Source organism: Sinomonas sp. RB5 (genome assembly GCF_054063535.1).
On sequence record NZ_JBSSGJ010000001.1, the window covers coordinates 402172 to 419999 of the forward strand.

A 17828-nucleotide genomic window follows, 5' to 3' on the forward strand; every position below is an offset into this window, starting at 1 on the left:
CTGCCCCTCAGTCCCGGTAGAGGAGCAGGGCCTCGCCCTGCCCGCCGCCGCCGCAGAGGGCCACCGCGGCCTTGCCGGAGCCGCGCCGGGCGAGCTCGTGCGCGGCGTGGCCGGCGAGCCGGGCGCCCGAGGCGCCGATCGGGTGGCCGAGGGCGATCGCGCCGCCGTGGATGTTGCACTTCTCGAGCGGGTAGTCGAGGTCCTTGAGCGACTGGACGGCCACCGAGCCGAAGGCCTCGTTGATCTCGATGAAGTCGAGGTCCGCGGTGCTCCACTGAGCGCGGGAGAGGGCCTGCGAGATGGCGTGGGACGGCTGCGAGTGGAGCGAGTTGTCGGGGCCGGCCACCTGCCCCGGCCTGCCCACCACGGCGAGCCAATCAAGACCGTGCTCCTCGGCGTAGGCGCGGCTGGTCAGGACCAGGGCCGCGGCGCCGTCGGAGAGCGGCGAGGAGTTGCCCGCGGTGATGGTGCCATCGGTCGCGAACGCGGGCCGCAGCGGGGCGAGGGTCTCGCGGGAGGTGTTGGGCCTGACCCCCTCGTCCGCGGACAGGAGGATCGGGTCCCCCTTGCGCTGCTTGACCTCGATCGGGGCGATCTCGTCGTCGAACACGCCCTCCTTCTGGGCGACCGCGGCGCGCACGTGGGAGGCGGCGGCGACCTCGTCCTGGGCGTCTCGGCCGATGCCGAGGGCCAGGTTCCGCATCTCGGTGGACAGGCCCATCGACTGCCCGTCGAACGCATCCGTCAGGCCGTCGTGGGCGGCGACGTCGAGGGCGCCGACCGTGCCGTAGGTCCAGCCCTGGCGGGAGCCGGGGAGCACGTGCGGGGCACGGGACATCGACTCCTGGCCGCCGGCCACCACCACGGTCGCGTCCCCGGCGCGGATCATCCGGGCCGCGTCGATCACGGCGGTGAGACCGGAGAGGCAGACCTTGTTGATGGTCACGCACGGCACGTCCCAGCCGATGCCCGCCGCGATCGCGCTCTGCCTCGCGGGGTTCTGCCCGGCGCCCGCCTGGAGCACCTGGCCCATGATCACGGCGTCCACGGCCTCGGCGCCGATTCCGGCGCGACCGATCGCGGCCCTGATCGCGTGGGTCCCGAGCTCCACCGCGGTGAAGGAGACGAGCTGGCCGTTGAGGCGGCCCAGCGGCGTGCGAGCTGCGGAGAGGATGACGACGTCGTCGTTGCTCATGGTGCTTCGCTCCCGGATCTGACGTGCCTGCGGGTCCCCGGGATGCGCCCCGGAGCCCTGTGGTGTCCATCAGGCTACAGCCATGGGTCCCCGGCAGCGCCGGAGGCCGCCCACCGGACGCCGGCGGATGCCGGGTGTACAGTGTGGTTCGCGACCTGTTCGTACGGCGGCCGAATCGAGGGTGATTCAAGGCGATGCCAGCGGGACACTTGACCCGACGCGCGGTGTGCGGTAGACACGTGCGCCCATCTGCGGTATGGTAAATCTTTGCGTTCTCCCTTTTAACAGCTGTTAACCGGTGGTGCCTTCATATAGCGGTGGGCTCTCGGGACGGTCACGCGGTCAACCATGAGGTTCTGCGGGCCAAGGCCCCGTCGGGGGAGGGTGCGGACAATCCTGAAGGTCTGTGGAAGGATCCCTCTTGGTCGCCTCGAGCACCTCTGAAACCCAAACCGCTACCACCGACGGTGCAAACCGCCGGCTCTCATTCGCCAAGATTCACGAACCGCTGGATGTTCCGAATCTCCTCGCCCTCCAGACCGAGAGCTTCGACTGGCTCGTCGGCAACGAGCGCTGGCAGGCCCGCGTGGCCGAGGCCCAGGCGAAGGGCGACGACAGTGTGGCGACGACGTCCGGCCTCTCGGACATCTTCGAGGAGATCTCCCCGATCGAGGACTTCCAGGGCACCATGTCCCTGAGCTTCTCGGACCCGGAGTTCGCCGATCCGAAGTTCACCATGGCGGAGTGCAAGGACCGCGACGCCACCTACTCGGCCCCGCTGTACGTCAAGGCCGAGTTCATGAACAACAACACGGGCGAGATCAAGCAGCAGACCGTGTTCATGGGCGACTTCCCGCTCATGACGGACAAGGGCACGTTCGTCGTCAACGGCACCGAGCGTGTCGTCGTCTCCCAGCTCGTCCGCTCCCCGGGCGCGTACTTCGAGCGCACCGCGGACAAGACGAGCGACAAGGACATCTTCACGGCGAAGATCATCCCCTCGCGCGGCGCCTGGTTCGAGCTCGAAATCGACAAGCGCGACCAGGTCGGCGTGCGCCTCGACCGCAAGCGCAAGCAGTCCGTGACCGTCCTGCTCAAGGCGCTCGGCTGGACCGAGGGCCAGATCCTCGAGGAGTTCGGCGAGTACGACTCGATCCGCGCGACCCTCGAGAAGGACACCACGGAGACCCGCGAGGACGCCCTCCTCGACATCTACCGCAAGCTCCGTCCGGGCGAGCCGCCGACGGTCGACGCCGCGCAGTCCCTGCTTGACAACCTGTACTTCAACGTCAAGCGCTACGACCTCGCGAAGGTCGGCCGCTACAAGATCAACCGCAAGCTCGGCATCGACCGCCCGCTCTCGGACCCGACGGCGTCCATCCTCCACATCGAGGACATCGTCGCCATGATCAAGTTCCTCGTGGCGCTCCACGCCGGCGAGAAGTCGATCAAGGGCACCCGCGACGGCGAGGAGATCGACGTCCGCGTCGAGGTCGACGACATCGACCACTTCGGCAACCGCCGCATCCGCGCGGTCGGCGAGCTCATCGAGAACCAGGTCCGCACCGGCCTGTCCCGCATGGAGCGCGTGGTCCGCGAGCGCATGACCACGCAGGACGTCGAGGCGATCACGCCGCAGACCCTGATCAACATCCGTCCGGTCGTCGCTGCGATCAAGGAGTTCTTCGGAACCTCCCAGCTCTCGCAGTTCATGGACCAGAACAACCCGCTCTCGGGCCTGACCCACAAGCGCCGCCTCTCGGCGCTCGGCCCCGGCGGCCTGTCCCGCGACCGCGCGGGCATGGAGGTCCGCGACGTGCACCCGTCGCACTACGGCCGCATGTGCCCCATCGAGACCCCTGAAGGCCCGAACATCGGCCTCATCGGCTCGCTCGCGTCCTACGGGCGCATCAACCCGTTCGGCTTCATCGAGACCCCGTACCGCAAGGTGTCCAACGGGATCGTCTCGGACCAGGTCGACTACCTCACGGCCGACGACGAGGCCGAGGTGCAGATCGCCCAGGCGAACTCGCCGCTGAACGAGGACGGCTCCTTCGCCGAGGAGATGGTCCTGGTCCGCCAGCGCGGCGGCGGCGGCGAGCCCACGCTCGTCCCGGCCGACGAGGTCGAGTACATGGACGTCTCCCCGCGCCAGATGGTGTCGGTCGCGACCGCCCTCATCCCGTTCCTCGAGCATGACGACGCCAACCGCGCCCTCATGGGTGCGAACATGCAGCGCCAGGCCGTGCCGCTCGTCCGCTCCGAGGCGCCGTTCGTCGGCACCGGCATGGAGCGCTCGGCCGCGGTGGACGCGGGCGACGTCGTCGTGGCCAAGAAGGCGGGCGTCGTCACCGAGGTCTCCGCGGACCTCGTGGTGATGCTCAACGACGATGGCACGGAGACGAACTACCGCATCGGCAAGTTCTCCCGCTCCAACCAGGGCAACTGCTACAACCACCGTGTGCTCGTCAACGAGGGCGACCGCCTCGAGCTCGGCGGCATCATCGCCGACGGGCCGGCCACCGACCAGGGCGAGCTCGCCCTCGGCCGGAACCTCCTCGTCGCGTTCATGTCGTGGGAGGGCCACAACTTCGAGGACGCGATCATCCTCAGCCAGCGGATCGTGGCCGAGGACGTCCTGTCCTCGATCCACATCGAGGAGCACGAGATCGATGCCCGCGACACCAAGCTGGGTGCCGAGGAGATCACGCGCGACATCCCCAACGTGTCCGAGGAGGTGCTTGCCCAGCTCGACGAGCGCGGCATCATCCACATCGGCGCCGAGGTCGAGGCTGGCGACATCCTGGTCGGCAAGGTCACCCCGAAGGGCGAGACCGAGCTGACCCCGGAGGAGCGCCTGCTGCGCGCGATCTTCGGCGAGAAGTCGCGCGAGGTGCGCGACACGTCCCTCAAGGTCCCCCACGGCGAGTCCGGCACGGTCATCGGCGTGCGCGTGTTCGACCGCGACAACGACGACGAGCTGCCCCCGGGCGTGAACCAGCTCGTCCGCGTGTACGTGGCCGCCAAGCGCAAGATCACCGACGGCGACAAGCTCGCCGGCCGCCACGGCAACAAGGGCGTCATCTCCAAGATCCTGCCGGTCGAGGACATGCCGTTCCTCGCCGACGGGACCCCGGTGGACGTCGTCCTGAACCCGCTCGGCGTCCCCGGCCGCATGAACGTCGGCCAGGTCCTCGAGCTGCACCTGGGCTGGATCGCCAAGACCGGCTGGAAGGTCGAGGGCGAGCCCGAGTGGATCAAGAACCTGCCGAACATGCCGCGCGAGACGGGCCCCAACCAGAACCTGGCCACGCCGGTGTTCGACGGTGCCCGCGAGGAGGAGATCTCGGGCCTGCTCGACTCCACCAACGTCACGCGTGACGGCGAGCGCCTCATCGGCGCCTCCGGCAAGGCCCAGCTGTTCGACGGCCGCTCCGGCGAGCCGTTCCCGGACCCGGTCTCGGTCGGCTACATGTACATCCTGAAGCTGCACCACCTCGTGGACGACAAGATCCACGCGCGTTCCACTGGCCCGTACTCGATGATCACCCAGCAGCCGCTCGGTGGTAAGGCGCAGTTCGGCGGCCAGCGCTTCGGCGAGATGGAAGTGTGGGCCCTCGAGGCCTATGGTGCGGCGTACACGCTCCAGGAGCTCCTGACGATCAAGTCGGATGACATCCACGGCCGTGTGAAGGTCTACGAGGCGATCGTCAAGGGCGAGAACATCCCCGAGCCGGGCGTCCCCGAGTCCTTCAAGGTCCTCATCAAGGAAATGCAGTCGCTGTGCCTGAACGTGGAGGTCCTCTCCGCCGACGGCCAGACGATCGAGATGCGCGACGCCGATGATGCAGTCTTCACTGCCGCGGAGGAACTGGGCATCGACCTCTCCCGCGACGAGCCCAGCTCTGTCGAAGAGGTCTGACCCTCCACCGGCACCGGCAGCAGCAAGACTTTCGAGACACGAGAGATAAGGGACCACATTGTCCAACGAATCCTCCTTCGGCCTCATGCAGATCGGCCTGGCGACCGCGGATGACATCCGCACCTGGTCGCACGGCGAAGTGAAGAAGCCGGAAACCATCAACTACCGCACCCTCAAGCCCGAGAAGGACGGCCTCTTCTGCGAGAAGATCTTCGGCCCGTCGCGGGACTGGGAGTGCTACTGCGGCAAGTACAAGCGCGTCCGCTTCAAGGGCATCATCTGCGAGCGCTGCGGCGTCGAGGTCACCCGTGCCAAGGTCCGCCGCGAGCGCATGGGCCACATCGAGCTCGCCGCGCCCGTGACGCACATCTGGTACTTCAAGGGCGTCCCGTCGCGCCTCGGCTACCTGCTCGACCTGGCCCCGAAGGACCTCGAGAAGGTCATCTACTTCGCGGCCTACATGATCACCCGGGTCGACGAGGAGCGCCGCCACGAGCAGCTGCCCAACCTCCAGGCTGAGCACGACCTCGAGCGCAAGCGCCTCGTCGACAACCGCGACTCCGACATCGCCGCTGTTGCCCGCGACCTCGAGGGCGAGCTCGGCAAGCTCGAGGCCGAGGGCGCCAAGGCCGCGGACAAGAAGAAGGCCCGCGACCTCGCCGACAAGACGATGGCCACGATCCGCAAGCGTGCGGACGCCGACATCGAGCGCCTCGAGGCCGTGTGGGACCGCTTCAAGAACCTCAAGGTCGCCGACCTCGAGGGCGACGAGGCTCTCTACCGCGAGCTCCGTGACCGCTACGGGATGTACTTCGAGGGCTCGATGGGCGCCGAGGCGATCCAGAAGCGCCTCCAGTCCTTCGATCTGGAGGCGGAGGCCGAATCGCTCCGCGACATCATCCAGAACGGCAAGGGCCAGCGGAAGACCCGTGCGCTCAAGCGCCTCAAGGTCGTCAACGCGTTCCTCACCACGGAGAACAAGCCGACCGGCATGGTCCTGGACGCCGTCCCGGTGATCCCGCCGGAGCTGCGCCCGATGGTGCAGCTCGACGGCGGCCGCTTCGCGACCTCCGACTTGAACGACCTGTACCGCCGCGTGATCAACCGCAACAACCGCCTCAAGCGCCTGCTTGACCTCGGTGCGCCGGAGATCATCGTCAACAACGAGAAGCGCATGCTCCAGGAGGCCGTGGACTCGCTGTTCGACAACGGCCGCCGTGGCCGTCCGGTGACGGGTCCGGGCAACCGCCCGCTCAAGTCGCTCTCGGACATGCTCAAGGGCAAGCAGGGCCGGTTCCGCCAGAACCTGCTCGGCAAGCGCGTCGACTACTCGGGCCGTTCGGTCATCGTCGTCGGCCCGCAGCTGAAGCTGCACCAGTGCGGCCTGCCGAAGCAGATGGCACTCGAGCTGTTCAAGCCGTTCGTCATGAAGCGGCTCGTGGACCTCAACCACGCGCAGAACATCAAGAGCGCCAAGCGCATGGTGGAGCGGTACCGCCCGCAGGTCTGGGACGTGCTCGAGGAGATCATCACCGAGCACCCGGTGCTGCTCAACCGTGCACCCACCCTGCACCGCCTCGGCATCCAGGCGTTCGAGCCGCAGCTCGTGGAGGGCAAGGCCATCCAGCTGCACCCGCTCGTCTGCGCGGCGTTCAACGCCGACTTCGACGGCGACCAGATGGCTGTGCACCTGCCGCTGAGCCCCGAGGCCCAGGCGGAGGCGCGCATCCTGATGCTCTCCTCGAACAACATCCTCAAGCCGTCGGACGGCCGTCCGGTCACCCTGCCCTCGCAGGACATGATCATCGGCCTGTACCACCTCACCACCAAGCGTGAGGGTGCGGCCGGCGAGGGTCGGGTGTTCTCCTCGGTGGCCGAGGCGATCATGGCGCACGATGCGCGCGAGCTGCACCTCAACGCGCAGGTGAAGATCCGGCTCGAGGGCTTCGTGCCCTCGAAGGACCGTCCCGCGCCCGAGGGCTGGGAGCCCGGCACGCCGGCGCTCGTGGACACCTCGCTGGGCCAGGTCGTGTTCAACCAGACCCTGCCCGAGGACTACCCCTGGGTCGAGGCCGTGGCGGACAAGGGCCAGCTCTCGAAGATCGTCAACGATCTCGCCGAGCGCTACCCGAAGGTCGTCGTGGCGCAGACCCTGGACAACCTCAAGGACGCCGGCTTCCACTGGGCCACGCGTTCGGGTGTCACGGTCGCGATCTCCGATATCGCCGTCCCCGAGGCCAAGCCGGAGATCCTGGCCGGCTACGAGGACCGCGCGGCGAAGATCCAGAGCCAGTACGACCGTGGTCTCATCGACGACGAGGAGCGCCGCTCCGAGCTCATCGAGATCTGGGACAAGGCGACCACCGAGATCGCGTCGGTCATGCGCGAGTCCATGCCGAAGATGAACACCATCAACCGCATGGTCTCCTCCGGTGCCCGAGGCAACTGGATGCAGGTCCGCCAGATCGCCGGTATCCGCGGCCTCGTGGCGAACCCGAAGGGCGAGATCATCCCGCGCCCGATCAAGTCCTCGTACCGCGAGGGCCTGTCGGTGCTCGAGTACTTCATCGCCACGCACGGTGCCCGCAAGGGTCTGGCGGACACGGCCCTCCGTACCGCCAACTCGGGCTACCTGACGCGTCGTCTCGTCGACGTCTCGCAGGACGTGATCGTGCGCGAGGAGGACTGCGGCACCGAGCGCGGCCTCATGGTCACGATCGCGGTCGCCGACCACAACGGCGAGCTCACCCGCGAGGAGAACGTCGAGAACACGGCCTACACCCGTACGCTCGCGGTGGACGTCACGGACTCCGAGGGCACCGTCCTCGCCGAGGCCGGCGCCGACCTGGGCGATGTGCTGATCAACCAGCTCATCAACGCGGGCATCACGGAGATCCGGGTCCGCTCGGTCCTCACGTGCGAGTCCGCGGTCGGGACCTGCGCCAAGTGCTACGGCCGCTCGCTGGCCTCCGGCAAGCTCGTGGACATCGGCGAGGCCGTCGGCATCATCGCCGCGCAGTCCATCGGCGAGCCCGGCACGCAGCTCACCATGCGTACGTTCCACACCGGTGGCGCCGTCTCGGCGTCCGGCGGCGAGGACATCACGCAGGGTCTGCCCCGTATCCAGGAGCTCTTCGAGGCCCGCACCCCCAAGGGTGTGGCCCCGATCTCCGAGGCCGCAGGCCGCGTGGCGATCGAGGACACCGAGAAGCAGCTGCGCATCGTCCTCACCCCGGACGACGGCACCGAGGAGATCGCCTACCCGGTCTCCCGCCGTGCGCGTCTCCTCGTCGAGGACGGCGACCGCGTCACCGTCGGGCAGAAGCTCGTCAACGGCCCGGTCGACCCGAAGCAGGTCCTGCGCATCCAGGGCCCGCGCGAGGCGCAGAAGTTCCTCGTCGACGAGGTCCAGGGCGTGTACCGCAGCCAGGGCATCGGCATCCACGACAAGCACGTGGAGGTCATCGTCCGCCAGATGCTGCGCCGCGTCACGGTCATCGAGTCGGGCGACACGGATCTGCTGCCGGGCGAGCTCGCGGAGGGCCGCCGCTACCGCGACGAGAACCGCCGCGTGGTCTCCGAGGGCAAGCGGCCGGCGTCGGGCCGTCCCGAGCTCATGGGCATCACCAAGGCCTCGCTGGCCACGGAGTCCTGGCTCTCGGCCGCGTCCTTCCAGGAGACCACCCGCGTGCTCACGCAGGCGGCCATGGAGGGCAAGAGCGACCCGCTGCTGGGCCTCAAGGAGAACGTCATCATCGGTAAGCTCATCCCGGCCGGTACGGGTCTTCCCCGGTACACCGACATCACGGTCGAGCCCACCGAGGAGGCCAAGGCGACGCTCTTCACCGGTCCGAGCGCCTTCAGCGACTTCGCCTACGATCCGCTGAACGGCGACGGGGTCCAGGAGTTCCACGCGATTCCGCTGGACGACTACGACCTGGGCGGCGACTACCGCTGATCCGCAGCACGGTCCAGACCGGACGGCCGGCACCCCTCGGGGTGCCGGCCGTCCGGCGTCCCAGCACGGGCCGCCCGCCTGGAGCCGCCCTCGTGCGTCTCGGGCAGGGACCGGAGGCCCGATCTCGCGCGTCCACGGGGTGACCTCGGCGGGTGGGACGGGAGGCGGGGGAGGGACGATTCGGCCCTGCCCCCGCTCCGTGATAGGCTTTCTTCGATTGTTTCTGTGTGGCAGTGGATGAAGGCCGTCGGGAAAGCCCTCTGGGGCCCAGCGACGACGGAGCCTGTTTCCGGGTTGCGGGGTTGGTGCGCAACGAATGCCACACTTTTGCACGCCTACGGTCGGTTGCCGCAGAAGTGCGAAGCAACCGAGAGCGTCCACCGAATCCCTCCATCACGGGCAGACGTGGGCGGAAGTTCAACGACGTACGCAAGTACAAGACGGAGCGATAGTGCCTACTATTCAGCAGCTGGTCCGGAAGGGCCGCACGCCGAAGGTCTCCAAGACCAAGGCCCCTGCCCTCAAGGGCAGCCCCATGCGTCGTGGCGTGTGCACCCGTGTGTACACCACGACCCCGAAGAAGCCGAACTCCGCGCTCCGCAAGGTCGCGCGCGTCCGCCTCAACGGCGGCGTCGAGGTCACGGCCTACATCCCCGGCGTCGGCCACAACCTCCAGGAGCACTCGATCGTGCTCGTGCGCGGCGGCCGCGTGAAGGACCTTCCCGGTGTCCGCTACAAGATCGTCCGCGGTGCCCTCGACACCCAGGGTGTCAAGAACCGCCAGCAGGCCCGCAGCCGCTACGGCGCCAAGAAGGAGAAGAAGTAATGCCTCGTAAGGGCCCTGCCCCGAAGCGTCCTCTCGTCGTCGACCCGGTCTACGGTTCGCCGCTCGTGACGCAGCTCATCAACAAGGTCCTCGTGGACGGCAAGAAGTCCACGGCCGAGCGCATCGTCTACGGTGCCCTCGAGGGCGCCCGCCAGAAGACGGGCAACGACCCCGTCGCGGCGCTCAAGAAGGCCATGGACAACGTCCGCCCGACCCTCGAGGTCCGCTCCCGCCGCGTCGGCGGCGCGACCTACCAGGTCCCGGTCGAGGTCAAGCCCGGCCGCGCCACCGCGCTGGCCCTCCGCTGGCTCGTCGGCTACTCGAAGGCCCGCCGCGAGAAGACGATGACCGAGCGTCTCCAGAACGAGATCCTGGACGCCTCGAACGGCCTCGGTGCCGCTGTGAAGCGCCGCGAGGACACGCACAAGATGGCCGAGTCCAACAAGGCCTTCGCCCACTACCGCTGGTAATGCCAGGGTTCGCCGCCGGCCCCACGAGGGCCGGCGGCGAACGTGCAGCCATTTAGGACAAACAGGGAGACACCGTGGCACTCGACGTGCTTACCGACCTCAGCAGGGTCCGCAACATCGGCATCATGGCGCACATCGATGCCGGCAAGACCACCACGACCGAGCGCATTCTCTTCTACACGGGCATGACGCACAAGATCGGCGAGACGCACGACGGCGCCTCGACGACCGACTGGATGGAGCAGGAGAAGGAGCGCGGCATCACCATCACGTCTGCCGCCGTGTCCTGCTTCTGGAACAACAACCAGATCAACATCATCGACACGCCCGGCCACGTGGACTTCACGGTCGAGGTCGAGCGCTCCCTGCGCGTGCTCGACGGCGCCGTCGCCGTCTTCGACGGCAAGGAGGGCGTCGAGCCGCAGTCCGAGACGGTGTGGCGCCAGGCCGACAAGTACGACGTCCCGCGCATCTGCTTCGTCAACAAGATGGACAAGCTCGGCGCCGACTTCTACTTCACGGTCGACACCATCGTGAAGCGCCTCGGTGCCAAGCCGCTCGTCATGCAGCTGCCCATCGGCTCCGAGAGCGACTTCATCGGCGTCGTGGACCTGCTCACCATGAAGGCCCTCGTCTGGCCTGGCGACGCCAAGGGCGACGTGACCATGGGTGCCTCCTACGAGACCCGCGAGATCCCCGCGGACATGCAGGAGAAGGCCGAGCAGTACCGCCACGAGCTCGTCGAGGCCGTCGCTGAGGCGTCCGAGGAGCTCATGGAGAAGTACCTCGAGGGCGAGGAGCTCACCCTCGAGGAGCTCAAGGCCGGCATCCGCAAGCTCACGGTCAACTCGGAGATCTACCCCGTGTTCTGTGGCTCCGCGTTCAAGAACCGCGGCGTCCAGCCGATGCTCGACGCGGTCATCGACTACCTCCCGTCCCCGCTCGACGTGCCCGCCATGATCGGTCACGACCCGAAGGACGAGACGGTCGAGATGACCCGCAAGCCGAGCGAGGAGGAGCCGTTCTCCGCTCTGGCGTTCAAGATCGCTTCGCACCCGTTCTTCGGCCAGCTCAACTTCATCCGCGTGTACTCGGGCAAGGCGACCTCGGGCATGCAGGTGCTGAACTCGACGAAGGGCAAGAAGGAGCGCCTCGGCAAGCTCTTCCAGATGCACGCCAACAAGGAGAACCCCGTCGAGGAGCTCCACGCTGGCCACATCTACGCGGTGATCGGCCTCAAGGACACCACGACCGGCGACACGCTGTGCGACATGGCGAACCCGATCGTCCTCGAGTCGATGACCTTCCCCGAGCCCGTGATCTTCGTGGCCATCGAGCCGAAGACCAAGGGCGACCAGGAGAAGCTCTCCACCGCCATCCAGAAGCTCTCCGCTGAGGACCCGACGTTCACCGTCTCCCTCAACGAGGAGACCGGCCAGACCGAGATCGGCGGCATGGGCGAGCTCCACCTGGACATCCTGGTGGACCGCATGCGCCGCGAGTTCAAGGTCGAGGCCAACGTGGGCAAGCCGCAGGTGGCCTACCGCGAGACCATCAAGAAGAAGGTCGAGAAGGTCGACTACACGCACAAGAAGCAGACTGGCGGTTCCGGCCAGTTCGCGAAGGTGCAGGTCACGTTCGAGCCGCTCGACACGGCGGAGGGCACGTTCTACGAGTTCGTGAACGCCGTCACCGGCGGTCGCGTCCCGCGCGAGTACATCCCGAGCGTGGACGCGGGCATCCAGGACGCCATGCAGTTCGGCATCCTGGCGGGCTACCCGATGGTGGGCGTGAAGGCGTCGCTCACCGACGGCGCCTACCACGACGTCGACTCCTCGGAGATGGCGTTCAAGATCGCCGGTTCGCAGGTGTTCAAGGAGGGCGCACGCCGCGCCAACCCGGTGCTCCTCGAGCCGCTCATGGCCGTCGAGGTCCGTACGCCCGAGGAGTACATGGGCGACGTCATCGGCGACCTGAATTCCCGCCGTGGCCAGATCCAGGCCATGGAGGACGCTGTCGGCGTCAAGGTCATCCGCGCCCTCGTGCCGCTGTCCGAGATGTTCGGCTACATCGGCGACCTTCGCTCGAAGACCCAGGGACGTGCTGTCTACTCGATGCAGTTCGACAGCTACTCCGAGGTCCCGAAGGCCGTCGCCGACGAGATCATCCAGAAGTCGCGCGGCGAGTAGTTCACCGATCGCGGCCCGCCGCCGGCACCGGTCCCCAGGGGCCGGCACGCACGACGGCGGCGGGTCGCCCTCCGCGCGGGAGCCGACTTCCGCGTGATTTCACGAAAAAACACAGCCCACAGTAGACTTGCACAAGTTTCAGTTGCGAAAGGCGCGGCTGGAAGCAGTCTTCTGAATCCAGTTCTAGGAGGAACAAGTGGCGAAGGCAAAGTTCGAGCGGACTAAGCCGCACGTCAACATCGGCACCATCGGCCACGTTGACCACGGCAAGACGACGCTGACTGCTGCCATCTCGAAGGTGCTTGCCGACAAGTACCCCGACCTCAACGAGAAGCGCGACTTCGCGCAGATCGACTCCGCTCCTGAGGAGCGCCAGCGCGGCATCACCATCAACATCTCCCACATCGAGTACCAGACGGAGAAGCGCCACTACGCTCACGTCGACGCTCCGGGCCACGCTGACTACATCAAGAACATGATCACGGGTGCGGCGCAGATGGACGGCGCCATCCTCGTGGTTGCGGCGACTGATGGTCCGATGGCTCAGACCCGCGAGCACGTTCTGCTCGCCCGCCAGGTCGGCGTGCCGTACCTGCTGGTCGCGCTGAACAAGGCCGACATGGTCGACGACGAGGAGCTCCTCGATCTCGTCGAGATGGAGGTCCGTGAGCTCCTGTCCTCGCAGGGCTTCGATGGCGACAACGCTCCGGTCATCCGCGTCTCGGGCCTCAAGGCTCTCGAGGGCGACCCGAAGTGGGTCAAGTCGGTTGAGGACCTCATGGAGGCCGTCGACGAGAACATCCCGGACCCGGTCCGTGACCGCGACAAGCCGTTCCTCATGCCGATCGAGGACGTCTTCACGATCACCGGCCGTGGCACGGTCGTGACCGGCCGCGCCGAGCGTGGCACCCTCGCCCTCAACTCCGAGGTCGAGATCGTCGGTATCCGCCCGGTCCAGAAGACCACGGTCACCGGTATCGAGATGTTCCACAAGCAGCTCGACGAGGCGTGGGCCGGCGAGAACTGTGGCCTCCTGCTCCGCGGCATCAAGCGCGAGGACGTCGAGCGTGGCCAGGTCGTCGTGAAGCCGGGTTCCATCACCCCGCACACCGACTTCGAGGCGAACGTCTACATCCTCTCCAAGGACGAGGGCGGCCGTCACAACCCGTTCTACTCGAACTACCGCCCGCAGTTCTACTTCCGTACCACGGACGTGACCGGCGTCATCACCCTCCCCGAGGGCACCGAGATGGTCATGCCCGGCGACAACACTGAGATGACCGTTCAGCTCATCCAGCCCATCGCCATGGAAGAGGGCCTCGGCTTCGCCATCCGCGAGGGTGGCCGGACCGTTGGCTCGGGCCGCGTGACCAAGATCATCAAGTAGTTCCTCGCGGAACTGCTGGCCTGAGGGCCGGATCTGGAAGGACCCCGTCGCACTCTGTGCGGCGGGGTCCTTCTGTCACTCAGGCGCTGACGGCGGGCCGGTGCCTGGCCCGCGCGAGCCGGCGCAGCCAGTAGTAGGAGGCCTTGGGCGTCCGCTCGAGCGTGGCGAAGTCCGTGTGCACGAGCCCGAACCGCTGCGTGTAGCCGGCCGCCCATTCGAAGTTGTCCATGAGCGTCCACACATACCAGCCGCGCAGGTCGACCCCCTCGGCGGCCCCGCCCGGCTCGACGGCGGCGAGCGCCGCCTCGAGGTGCGAGGCGAGGTAGGCGATCCGCTCGTCGTCGTACACCATCCCGTCCGCCTGGGCGGGCTCGGGGAAGCTCGCCCCGCTCTCGGTGATGTAGATCGGCGGGAGCGCGTCGCCGTAGCGTTTCTTGAGCTCGGACAGGACCACCCCGCAGTACTTCGGGGAGATGGGCCAGCCGAAGCCGGTGCTTGCGTACTCGGGGAAGTCGGCGAGGTGGAAGGGCACCTTCGTCATGGCCTTCGTCGGCTTCACACCCTCCGGTGTCGGCCCGGGCCCGGAGCGGATGCGCGCGGGGTAGTAGTAGTTGACGCCGTAGAAGTCGAGCGGCTGGTGGATCGTGGCGAGGTCCTCCGGGCGCGGGTCGCGCAGCGCGTGGAAGAACCGGCGCGCGAGGAAGGGCGGCTTCGGGTAGCGGCCCAGGAGGATCGGGTCCGCGTAGAGCCGGTTGACCATGAGGTCGACCACGCGCGCGTGGATCCAGTCGAGCGGGTTCGCGCCCGCCGGGTGCACGGGGGCGTGCATGTTCGTGACCCCGATCGCTCCCCGGGCGCCGGACGCGCGGAGGGCCTGGACGGAGAGGCCGTGGGCCAGCAGCTGGTGGTGCACGGCGGGCATGGCGTCGAACAGGAGCTGCTTGCCCGGGGCATGGATGCCCACCGCGTACCCGTTCAGGGTCACCGACACCGGCTCGTTGAGCGTCACCCATCGGTCCACGCGGTCGCCGAAGCGGCGCCCGGCCTCGGCGGCGAAGGCAGCGCACCGTTCCGCGGTCTCGCGGCTCAGCCACCCGCCGTCGTGCTCGAGGGGGAGCGGTGTGTCCCAGTGGTACAGCGTGGCCATGGGGGAGAGGCCTGCCGCGAGCATGTCGTCGATGAGGCGGTCGTAGAAGTCCCAGCCCTTCTCGTTCCACGCGCCGCGCCCGTCCGGCTGCACGCGCGGCCAGGCGATCGAGAAGCGGTAGGAGTCCACGCCGAGGTCGGTGAGCAGCGCCAGGTCCTCCTCGCTGCGGTGGTAGTGGTCGCACGCGACGGCGGGGGAGTCCCCGTGGGCGATCATGCCGGGACGCGCTGCGAACTCGTCCCAGCCGGACGGGCCGCGGCCGTCCTCCTCGAGGGCCCCCTCGATCTGGAATGCCGCCGTAGCCACTCCGAGCGTGAACCCGTCGGGGATCCGGCCGGCCAGCGCCTCCACGGCCGATGCGGCAGGACTGAGCGGCCCTGTGGGACCATGGTCGGGGCCGGGAGCCGGTGACTGGTCCGCAGGGAGCATGGGACTATGATCCTCAGCACAGTCCCCGAGGGCAATGGGGCGCCGCCGCCGGGCCGCCCGCGCTCGATTGGCGCCTGGCGGAGATCTCTGGCAGACTAGATGAGTTGTTCAAGCGCTCCTTCGTGTCCCGATCCGGATAATGCCGGGTGCAGGGTCCAGGCTGGAGCCCAAATATGACCCACCTTCGCGACAGAGGCTAGGGGACCGTGTGCGCCAGTGGCGCGACACGCCCGACCGCGGGGGTCGGAGAGGCCGGCTGTCTGAGGAACCCGGGATTCCGGATTCAGGCAGTGCTGCCGGTGGTGGTCGTGACCTTGAATGCTTCGGCAGCCACAGCCAACAGAACAGTGCAGTGCTAAGACGACGAAAGCGAGTCAGGCGATATGGCGGGACAGAAGATCCGCATCCGGCTGAAGTCGTATGACCACGAGGTCATCGACACTTCGGCTCGGAAGATCGTTGAGACGGTCACGCGCGCAGGCGCAACGGTGGTGGGCCCCGTCCCGCTTCCCACGGAGAAGAACGTGTACTGCGTCATCCGCTCTCCGCACAAGTACAAGGACAGCCGCGAGCACTTCGAAATGCGCACGCACAAGCGGCTGATCGACATCATCGACCCGACGCCCAAGGCTGTCGACTCGCTCATGCGTCTCGACCTGCCGGCCGACGTCAACATCGAAATCAAGCTCTAAGAGGGAGGTGCTGAGAGAACTATGACCGCTACCCGCAATGTGAAGGGCCTGCTGGGCACGAAGCTCGGCATGACCCAGGTCTGGGACGAGAACAACAAGCTCATCCCCGTCACTGTCGTTAAGGCCGACTCCAACGTCGTCACCCAGCTCCGCAACGCCGAGACCGACGGCTACACCGCCGTCCAGATCGGCTACGGCCAGATTGACCCGCGCAAGGTCAACAAGCCGCTCACCGGCCACTTCGAGAAGGCCGGCGTGACGCCGCGCCGCCACCTCGTCGAGGTCCGCACTGCCGACGCCGACTCCTACGAGGTGGGCCAGGAGCTCTCCGTGGGTACCTTCGAGGCCGGTCAGAAGATCGACATCGTCGGCACCACCAAGGGCAAGGGCTTCGCCGGTGTCATGAAGCGTCACGGCTTCTCCGGTGTCGGTGCCTCCCACGGTGCCCACAAGAACCACCGCAAGCCCGGTTCCATCGGTGCCTGCGCCACCCCGGGCCGCGTCTTCAAGGGCCTCCGCATGGCCGGTCGCATGGGCAACGTCCGTCAGACGACCATGAACCTCACCGTCCACGCCGTGGATGCCGAGAACTCGCTGCTCCTCATCAAGGGCGCCCTCCCCGGTGCCCGCGGCTCGGTCGTCCTCGTCCGCACCGCCGTGAAGGGAGCCTGAACTCATGGCTAACGCTACTGTCAAGGTCGATCTCCCCGCCGAGATCTTCGACGTCCAGACCAACATCCCGCTCCTGCACCAGGTCGTCGTCGCCCAGCTGGCCGCTGCACGCCAGGGCACGCACAAGGTGAAGACCCGCGGCGAGGTCTCCGGCGCCGGCCGCAAGCCGTTCAAGCAGAAGGGCACCGGCCGCGCCCGCCAGGGCTCGATCCGCGCCCCGCACATGACCGGCGGCGGCGTCGTCCACGGCCCCGTGCCGCGTGACTACAGCCAGCGCACCCCCAAGAAGATGAAGGCCGCTGCCCTCCGCGGCGCCCTCTCGGACCGGGCCCGCAACGGCCGGATCCACGTCGTCGAGTCCCTCGTCTCCGGCGAGAAGCCGAGCACGAAGGGCGCCATGGAGACCCTGCGCGCCCTCTCCGAGCGGAAGAACCTGCTCGTGGTGATCGACCGCGCCGACGAGCTGGCGGCCCTCTCGGTCCGCAACCTCACCGAGGTGCACGCGATCTACGCCGACCAGCTGAACACGTACGACGTTCTCGTCTCCGACGACGTGGTCTTCACGAAGGCTGCGTTCGACGCGTTCGTGGCGTCCAAGTCCAAGAATGAGGAGGGCTCCAAGTGAGCGCATCCAGCTACAAGGACCCGCGCGACGTCATCTTCGCGCCGGTCGTCTCCGAGAAGAGCTACGGGCTGATCGACGAGGGCAAGTACACCTTCCTGGTGGACCCGCGCTCGAACAAGACCGAGATCAAGATCGCGATCGAGCGCATCTTCTCGGTCAAGGTCGACTCGATCAACACGCTCAACCGCCCGGGCAAGCGCAAGCGCACCAAGTTCGGCTGGGGCGAGCGCAAGAGCACCAAGCGTGCCATCGTCACTCTCAAGGACGGCAGCACGATCGACATCTTCGGCGGTCCGCTCGCCTGAGCGGAGACCAC

12 protein-coding genes are annotated in these 17828 nt (G+C 67.6%); 10 read left to right on the forward strand and 2 right to left on the reverse strand.

Going from position 1 to position 17828, the window contains the following annotated elements; genetic code table 11:
• Positions 1-7: 7 nt before the first annotated feature.
• Positions 8-1195, reverse strand: coding sequence for an acetyl-CoA C-acetyltransferase (locus ACVWWH_RS01855; RefSeq protein ID WP_066499564.1), 1188 nt, complete (start codon positions 1193-1195; stop codon positions 8-10).
• Between the two features lie 421 nt (positions 1196-1616).
• On the opposite strand from ACVWWH_RS01855, the gene rpoB reads away from it, so the two are divergent.
• The 6 genes from rpoB to tuf all read left to right on the forward strand — a co-directional run bounded on the left by rpoB (position 1617) and on the right by tuf (position 13947).
• Positions 1617-5117 carry a DNA-directed RNA polymerase subunit beta gene (gene rpoB / locus ACVWWH_RS01860; RefSeq protein ID WP_066499558.1) on the forward strand — a complete coding sequence of 1167 codons (3501 nt, stop codon included), beginning with the start codon at positions 1617-1619 and terminating at the stop codon, positions 5115-5117.
• A gap of 58 nt (positions 5118-5175) precedes the next feature.
• Positions 5176-9075, forward strand: coding sequence for a DNA-directed RNA polymerase subunit beta' (locus tag ACVWWH_RS01865; RefSeq protein WP_457315405.1), 3900 nt, complete (start codon positions 5176-5178; stop codon positions 9073-9075).
• 451 nt (positions 9076-9526) lie between these two features.
• On the forward strand, positions 9527-9901 hold the full coding sequence (gene rpsL / locus ACVWWH_RS01870; protein WP_043119407.1) for a 30S ribosomal protein S12: 375 nt from the start codon (positions 9527-9529) through the stop codon (positions 9899-9901).
• Positions 9901-10371 carry a 30S ribosomal protein S7 gene (gene rpsG / locus ACVWWH_RS01875; protein ID WP_066499554.1) on the forward strand — a complete coding sequence of 157 codons (471 nt, stop codon included), beginning with the start codon at positions 9901-9903 and terminating at the stop codon, positions 10369-10371. Before rpsL ends, rpsG begins: the two co-directional genes overlap by 1 nt.
• A 74-nt stretch (positions 10372-10445) precedes the next feature.
• Positions 10446-12560: an elongation factor G gene (gene fusA / locus ACVWWH_RS01880; RefSeq protein WP_066499552.1), complete on the forward strand. Its 2115-nt coding sequence runs from the start codon at positions 10446-10448 to the stop codon at positions 12558-12560.
• Between the two features lie 196 nt (positions 12561-12756).
• The gene (gene tuf, locus ACVWWH_RS01885; protein ID WP_066499550.1) at positions 12757-13947 is read left to right on the forward strand and encodes an elongation factor Tu; all 1191 of its coding nucleotides are present in this window, start codon (positions 12757-12759) and stop codon (positions 13945-13947) included.
• A 79-nt stretch (positions 13948-14026) separates the two neighbouring features.
• Here the strand turns inward: tuf and ACVWWH_RS01890 are convergent, their stop codons facing one another.
• Positions 14027-15523, reverse strand: coding sequence for a GH1 family beta-glucosidase (locus tag ACVWWH_RS01890; protein ID WP_457315406.1), 1497 nt, complete (start codon positions 15521-15523; stop codon positions 14027-14029).
• A gap of 383 nt (positions 15524-15906) precedes the next feature.
• Here ACVWWH_RS01890 and rpsJ point away from each other — a divergent pair, with 383 nt between their 5' ends.
• Genes rpsJ through rplW form a run of 4 tightly spaced genes read left to right on the forward strand, consistent with a single transcriptional unit; the run spans position 15907 to position 17817 of the window.
• The gene (gene rpsJ, locus ACVWWH_RS01895) at positions 15907-16215 is read left to right on the forward strand and encodes a 30S ribosomal protein S10 (RefSeq protein ID WP_043119398.1); all 309 of its coding nucleotides are present in this window, start codon (positions 15907-15909) and stop codon (positions 16213-16215) included.
• 21 nt (positions 16216-16236) lie between these two features.
• Complete coding sequence (rplC, locus tag ACVWWH_RS01900) at positions 16237-16887, forward strand: 50S ribosomal protein L3 (protein ID WP_066499546.1); 651 nt, start codon at positions 16237-16239, stop codon at positions 16885-16887.
• Positions 16888-16891: 4 nt separating this feature from the next.
• Complete coding sequence (rplD, locus tag ACVWWH_RS01905; RefSeq protein ID WP_457315407.1) at positions 16892-17512, forward strand: 50S ribosomal protein L4; 621 nt, start codon at positions 16892-16894, stop codon at positions 17510-17512.
• Positions 17509-17817, forward strand: a complete 309-nt coding sequence (rplW, locus tag ACVWWH_RS01910) for a 50S ribosomal protein L23 (protein WP_066499543.1) — start codon at positions 17509-17511, stop codon at positions 17815-17817. The genes rplD and rplW overlap by 4 nt, the downstream gene beginning before the upstream one ends.
• Positions 17818-17828: the final 11 nt, after the last annotated feature.